This window comes from Saccharopolyspora sp. NPDC000995, assembly GCF_053599315.1.
Window position 1 is genome coordinate 1 of sequence record NZ_JBSFLZ010000225.1, and the last position, 5,192, is coordinate 5,192.

Genomic DNA, 5,192 nt, shown 5'->3' on the forward strand with positions numbered 1-5,192 from the left:
AATGAAGATCTTGGTTCGACTTCATGATCTCCGAACGCCCCGCCCAGCTATCAGGGTGGCGGCCACGTCACGAAAACCCAGTTGACACGCCAACACCCAGGCTAACTACGCGGCCTTGCTGCTTGCACAGAAAATTTGACAACCTCCTCTCACTGCATCCGGCGCTCCGCGAGGTCGTGCCGGTGGGCAGGCAAGAACAGGGCCGCCCCCCGGCCAGTCGCACGCCATCTTGGTGGACGCACCTCCAAGGTCAACAGCCAGCGACATATGTCGAAGATTGCCTACCAAAGCCGCAACACACAACCATTTGGCGTTGCGATCCACAGCATCATGCTAGCTCAACCAGGTAGCAAGCGAGAGGGCGGTCCTGGCCCGGCGCGGCAACCATCTGAACCTTGAGGCCCCTCATCAACCACGGGAGAGACGATGCTGTGCAGAGTATCCACAGCTACCGACAGTCACGGCAGGCCGCGTTCAACGACGATTCCACCCATCATAGCTCGATCGGCCGAAGCGCTGTCCCTTCCTGGCGAAGCCACTTCCCGCCGGAGAACGGCTGGGTTTCGTGCTCCTCACCGTGCAACCCGGACAGGCTGCAGCACCCCTTGACTCTCCAAATGAATGTCAATTGAAGGAGTTGGCGGAGACTTTTCCTGGGCTCCTCACGGCTATCGAACCCGGCATCACTGGAATGCACGCCTCCGAGACGATCGATCTTGCCGTAGTCTTGGCTGGCCCAATCACACTCGAACTCAGCGACTCGCTGGCCAAGGAACTCAATACCGGTGATGCCATCGTCCAGGTGGGCAACGGTCATCGGTGGGTTAATCGCGGCGCCGAACCCGCTGTTGTCGCGGGCACCACGTATGTCGGCGACTGCGCGACAGGCCGGCACGTGACCCGACGGACCGAGCTCAGTTCGCAGGGCGGGTCCAATCGAGAAAGGTGCCGCCAATCCTTTTCAGTCGGCACGGGATTGCCGACGAGGTGGGAACGATCGAGCCGGGGAATTGCGCGATCCTCGTCGCGGTCGAACATCCGCAGCAGAGCACCATTTTCGGAGTTTCGGTGATGATCGATGACCTGCGCGCTGCGCTTCCTGCGGACTGCCTGATCACCGACCCGGACGTGATCTCCGGCTACGTCGACGACGAGGCCGAGTGGGCGCCCACGGCACCCCCGCGACGGTCGTGGCCCGCGGAGCGCGGCAACTACACGGCGATGTGGCTGAACCTGAGCCGCTACCAGGGTCAGTCATGCATAACCACCGGATCTTCGTCCGAGCGGTCCACAAGCCGTCGCTGCTCGCCAAGCTCGCCGTTCTGCTCAACGCCCACCAGGTGGCCGAGCTCCATTACTCCTCGGACCGCGAGGGCGCTTCGGCAGAGATCACGGTGGGTCGTGTGGGCGACGAATGACAGCGCGAACGCGTCCTCCAGCGCTTCAGGCGCGTGATCGGCGTCCTCGAGGTCGAAGCATCAGACCAACGGGAGGCCGTCGTGTAACGCCATACGAGGGCACCGACGTCCGAGGTGAAGAGAACCCGCGATCCAGGAAAGTAAGGGTCCTGATGAATACCAAAGCAGAGATCTCATCCAGTGAGACCAGAAGGGTGATAGTGGCAGGCGGAGTCGGCAACTTCGTCGAGTGGTACGACTTTGTTATTTACGGGTTTTCCGTCCCGATCATGGCTAGCGGGTTCTTCCCGCAAGGGAATTCCGGGGCGGCGCTGCTGGGAGCGCTCGCGGTGTACGGTGTCGCGTTTCTTGCTCGGCCGCTGGGCGGCATGTTTTTCGGCAGTCTTGGTGACCGCGTCGGCCGTCGCAACACACTTGCCGTGTCCATCCTGCTCATGGCTGGGTCCACCGCGGCGATCGGGCTGTTGCCGACGTATGCCGCCATCGGAGTATTCGCGCCGCTCCTGCTGGTGCTGGCCCGGCTGGCGCAGGGGTTATCCGCTGGCGGCGAGTTCACCGGCGTGGCCACCTTCGTAGCTGAATACGTGGCCCCGGGCCGACGCGGCGTGTGGGTCGCCGGAGTCAGCGTGTTCTCCCTGGTGGGCGCTGCCTGTGCGGCGCTCACTGTCTTGATCTTAGCCTCCGCATTCCCCACTACCTACGCGGCGTGGGGCTGGCGTGTCCCCTTCCTGATTGGCGGGTTTATCGCGCTGGTCGGGCTCTATCTCAGGTTGCGGTTGGACGAGACTCCCGTGTTCCGCGCCCTGGAAGCCAAGCAAGAAGTACAGCATGCGCCGCTGCGGGCTGCGCTCCGTCACCATCCCAGGCAGCTGGGGCTGATGTTCTTCGTCTTTGGCTACATGGGGCTGGCTGGGCATAGCATCCTTGGCTATCTACCGACCTACTTGACCAAGCGGGTTGGCCTCAGCACCACAACGGCCCTAATCTCGGCCAGCATCATCCTTCTCCTCGGAGCCGCCATCGGCGTCATCTCCGGCAGAGTCAGCGACGCTGTCGGCCGGAGGCCGGTCGTGATCGCTTCGGCCCTGGCCGCCGTGGTGCTGACAATTCCAGCATTCCTCTTGGTCGATGTGGGAGGGGACCTCACCGGTGCCGTCCTCGCAGAACTGCTGCTCGTTGCTCCATATGCCGCCCTGGCCGGGGTGATGCTGCCGGCGATCCTGGAACTGCTGCCAACGACAGTTCGCTTCGCGGCCTCGGCAGTCGGCTACAACGCCGCCTATATGGTCTTCGCCGGCACCGCACCGTTCCTGGGTTCGCTGCTCGTGACCTGGACAGGCAGCGGGCTAGGACCCGCCATCTACATCACAATCATCGCGGCAGTGGCATTCATAGCGATTCTGCTCGGACTACCCGAAACGCGACAGGCACCCACCCCAACCGACGTGCGGCAGGCACCGGCTTTCCTCCCGGACGAACTGCCCCAGCAAGAACGAAATTGAGGCGAACCCGATGCGCACGATTACTGGATGGATCCGCGGACGAACACAGTCGAGGCGGCGTCGCATGAGCACCACGGCCGTGCTCTTGGCGGCCGTGCTGATCGGCTCAGCTGCAACCTCGGCACAAGCCGCCGAACCGGACCCAAACGCGTGGACGTACAGCCAGGCATCCATCCCCGTCGGTGATGGAGCCGAGCTGGACGCGCTGATCTACCGTCCGGCGTGGGCTGGGCCTGACGACCGGAGCCCGGTGATCCTCGAACTGACCCCGTATAACGTTCCGCCGTTCTTCGACCCCGGATCACCCGAGACCTACCCGAAAAGCGGACAACCTGGCCCCCTGACCGAGCGGGGACTGTTCGCACGCGGCTACACCCTCGTGTCCGTATCGCTGAGAGGGATCGGCCGCAGCCCCGGCTGTCTCGACTACGGAGGTGCTCAGGACCAGGCCGATGCGCGAGCGGTTGTCGAGTGGGCGGCCTCGCAGCAGTGGTCCACGGGTAAGGTCGGCATGCTCGGCATCAGCTACCCCGGCTGGACGACACTCATGGCGGCGGCAAACGCGCCTCGCGGGCTGGCGGCAGTGGTGCCGATGGAAGGAGTGTCCAACCTCTACAACACCATGTATACCAACCGCGTAGGCACCTACGTGAATCACGCCCTAGGTCCAGTTATGACGGGCTTGTCGTATACGCCGCCCGATGTCAGTTACGGTCCGCTCGCAACCGCCGTATGGCTGCAACAGCGCAACGCAACGTGCGCGGTTAACTCGGACAACCACTTCCCCCAGATGCTCGAGAGGGACTTCACCAGCTACTGGAGCGCCCGCGACCTGACACCGAAGCTAACGGGCTCAACGATCCCATTCCTGCAACTCATGGGCTTCTATGACGTCAACGTTCGTCCCGTCACCCAGGACTACTTCAGCACGCTGAGCGGCCCACACCATCAGTGGGTCGGCCAGTGGGATCACGGCACAAGCTGGCCACGCATGAACGTCTTCTACGACGAAGTGATGCGGTTCTTCGACCGATACGTCAAAGGCGTCAGCAAGGAAAACGCCGACGTCGAGGCCGACCCGGGGGCCACCGTACAAGAGGGTGACGGCCGCTGGCGCGCCGAGGCGCAATGGCCGCCGCGCGACGCGGTGAACGTCCCGCTTCCCATTAAACCCGGTGAGTACGTTGATGCCGACGACAGTTATGGCGGAGGTTATTCGGAGGCCTTCAGGCCGGATCCGACGCGCCCGATTAACAAGCAATTGGGTGTGCTGCCACAAATGGGAACCTGGACGTTTACGCCTCCCCTTCCGTACCCGGCCCACATCGCCGGGATGGCGCGAGCGACCCTCGATCTCAAAACCTCCGCGCCCGATGTCACCGCCATCGTGCAGCTCTACGATGTCGACCGGGAAGCCCAAACGGCCCAGCAGATCGCCAGCGGGGCCTATCTCGTCCCCGGCCCTGCCGGCACCCACGGGGTCTCCTTCGACCTCTACCCCCAGGACTGGCGTATTCAGCCAGGTCACAGCGTCGGCGTCCTCATCACCGCCTCCGACCCCGCACGCTGGGAGCCCGGCCGCACCGGCACGCTCGTCACGGTGGAGGGCGGCAACGTGTCCGTGCCCTTCCTGCGCTACAACCGCGATGCGTTCCTCCAGGGCGAGGTCGGAGGCGTCGTCGAGAACCGGGAGACCTTCAATCTGGCAACCGCGAACATCGCCGGCAACACCGTGGACAGCCCCGTCCCTCCGCCACAAGAACAGAACGATTGCTGGCAAGCCAGCCCCAACGACAATCCGCGACCTTGCCCAGCAGGGTGACCGGATAATCGCGCCGCCACATTTACCCACCTCATCCGCGACCGCGACGCGAAGTTCACCGCCGCCTTCGACACAATCTTCGCCAGCGAAGGCAGCACGGTCACGAAGATCCCGCCGCGCAGCCCCAACCGCAACCCGCACGCGGAACGATTCATACGCTCCGTTCGCGAAGAGTGCACCAACCGCAGCCGCGGCGGGATCGGCCGCACTTAAAGATCTTTCGGTATTTGGGTGATCTTGGTTAGGGCGAAAGGCCGGTATGATCAAGGAAAGCGAAGCACAGCTCGTAGCTGCTGCCCACCCCGTAGTGCTTCTTACGCTGACCTGGCAAACTTCGTGCAGAAGGCCGTCCATAATGGATTTTGCGCATGGTTGTTGATCATGTGCGTGGGACAAATATGGGACAGACCGTCCCAGGACGACGCAGCGGCCCCCCGCTCCAGATGGAGC

General features: G+C 63.4%; 3 protein-coding genes. All 3 read left to right on the forward strand.

What is annotated here, in order from left to right:
• Window positions 1–1,256 precede the first annotated feature (1,256 nt).
• The 3 genes from ACWDKQ_RS35020 to ACWDKQ_RS35030 all read left to right on the forward strand — a co-directional run bounded on the left by ACWDKQ_RS35020 (window position 1,257) and on the right by ACWDKQ_RS35030 (window position 4,742).
• Window positions 1,257–1,418: a hypothetical protein gene (locus ACWDKQ_RS35020; RefSeq protein WP_450143050.1), complete on the forward strand. Its 162-nt coding sequence runs from the start codon at window positions 1,257–1,259 to the stop codon at window positions 1,416–1,418.
• A 200-nt stretch (window positions 1,419–1,618) separates the two neighbouring features.
• Window positions 1,619–2,920 (forward strand): MFS transporter, encoded by a 1,302-nt coding sequence (locus tag ACWDKQ_RS35025; protein WP_450143051.1) that lies wholly within the window; start codon window positions 1,619–1,621, stop codon window positions 2,918–2,920.
• Between the two features lie 64 nt (window positions 2,921–2,984).
• On the forward strand, window positions 2,985–4,742 hold the full coding sequence (locus ACWDKQ_RS35030) for a CocE/NonD family hydrolase (protein ID WP_450143052.1): 1,758 nt from the start codon (window positions 2,985–2,987) through the stop codon (window positions 4,740–4,742).
• The last annotated feature ends 450 nt before the right edge of the window (window positions 4,743–5,192 follow it).

Coding starts and splice junctions, on each gene's coding strand:
- ACWDKQ_RS35020 (WP_450143050.1), top strand. CDS start 1,257: ATGCATAACCACCGGATCTTCGTCCGAGCGGTCCACAAGCCGTCGCTG.
- ACWDKQ_RS35030 (WP_450143052.1), top strand. CDS start 2,985: ATGAGCACCACGGCCGTGCTCTTGGCGGCCGTGCTGATCGGCTCAGCT.